Origin of the sequence: Streptomyces sp. NPDC006385, from assembly GCF_040612485.1 — a bacterium.
Classification (GTDB): Bacteria; Actinomycetota; Actinomycetes; order Streptomycetales; family Streptomycetaceae; genus Streptomyces.
In genome coordinates this window covers 1-1,417 of the sequence record NZ_JBEXQG010000179.1, presented here as the reverse complement: position 1 = coordinate 1,417, position 1,417 = coordinate 1, and the positions used below count along the sequence as shown (strand labels likewise).

General features: G+C 66.9%; 1 protein-coding gene. It reads right to left on the bottom strand.

Annotated features, from left to right (window positions below):
• On the bottom strand, window positions 1–1,298 hold a 1,298-nt coding region (locus ABZ078_RS44405), incomplete at its 3' end, for an AMP-binding protein (protein WP_356584400.1).
• Window positions 1,299–1,417: the final 119 nt, after the last annotated feature.

The window sequence follows — 1,417 nt, the reverse complement described above, 5'->3', positions numbered from 1 at the left end:
CCACTCATCATCACCAGCCGCAGGCTCTGCAGGGCTTCCCCGCGCGCACCGACGTGCTCGGCGAGCATCTCCATCAGAGCCGGAACCGTGTTCCATACGGTCACTCCGTGGCGCCTCACCAGATCCGACCAGACCTCGGGATCACGGTTGGCGTTCGCGGCGGGCAGGACGAGCGTGCCGCCAGTCGCGAACGTGCCGAAGATGTCCCACACCGACAGGTCGAAGCTCAGCGAGGAAAGACCGAATACCCGGTCTGCCGCCGTCACCCCGAACCGTTCGTTGATGTCCACGATCGTGTTGACCGCGCCCCGGTGGTCGATCATCACGCCCTTCGGTTCGCCCGTCGAACCGGACGTGAAGATCACGTATGCCAGATCCGAGGGAGTCGCCATCGGTTCCAGCGGTGTGTCGTCCACATCGATCCATGTCGTGTCGTCGTCCACGGCGAGCACGGTGATGTCCGCCGGCCACTCGAGGGTGTCGCGCAGCTCGCTCTGGGTGAGCACGATGCGGCACCGTCCGCGGTCGAGGATGTGGTGCAGCCGCTCGATCGGCCACGCGGCGTCGACAGGGAGATACGCGGCGCCGGACTGCAACACCGCGAGCGCCGCGACCGACTGTTCCCAACCTTTGTGCATCACCACGCCGACGAGAGAGTTGGGACACGCGCCCAGGTCTCGGAGCCGGCGTGCGATCCGCGCGGCGCGCTGGTCCAGCTCGGCGTATCCGATCACCCGGTCCGGGGTGATCACGGCCGGGGCGTCGCCCCGCGAACGCAACGTCCCGCCGAGCTCATGCAGCAGGCCCTGGTGCAGCGCTCTTTCGGTGGCGTTGGCTTCCTGGCGGGCGGCCAGCTCATCGGGGACCACCAAGCCGAGATCGGTCGTGTTCCACAGGTCTTCGTCGTCGGCCAGCCGTCCCAGGAGTGCACCGAATGCGGCGAACGCAGCGTCGATCAGTCCGGGCGGGAACAGTTCCTCGACCACCGCCCAGTTGACCCGCAGCGTCCCACCCAGCTCGAATGCTTGGCACTCAAGGGAGACTTGGGGCGCGGTTGCCGACACGTAGGGCACATCTCGGAACCACGCGGGGAGATCCGCTTGATCGAGGTCCTGGCCCAGCACGGCGTCGAAGACGAAGGGCATGGTCGTGCGCGTACCGTCCTCGCTTCTCGCGAGCTCGCGCAGCACCCGGACGCCGCTGAAGGCCCGGTGTTTGAAGTCCGTCCAGAACCGGTCCTGAAGGGTGGTGATCCTGTCGCGGACACATGCGTCCTCGTTGGTCTCTACCGCGACCAAGACTTGGGACGTGTACTCGCCGACGACGTGGTCGATGTCGGGGTGGAGGGGGAGGCGTTCGTTGACGGTGACGTTGAGGGTGAAGGTGTCGTTGGCGGACCAGGTGCGCAGGGTGGCGG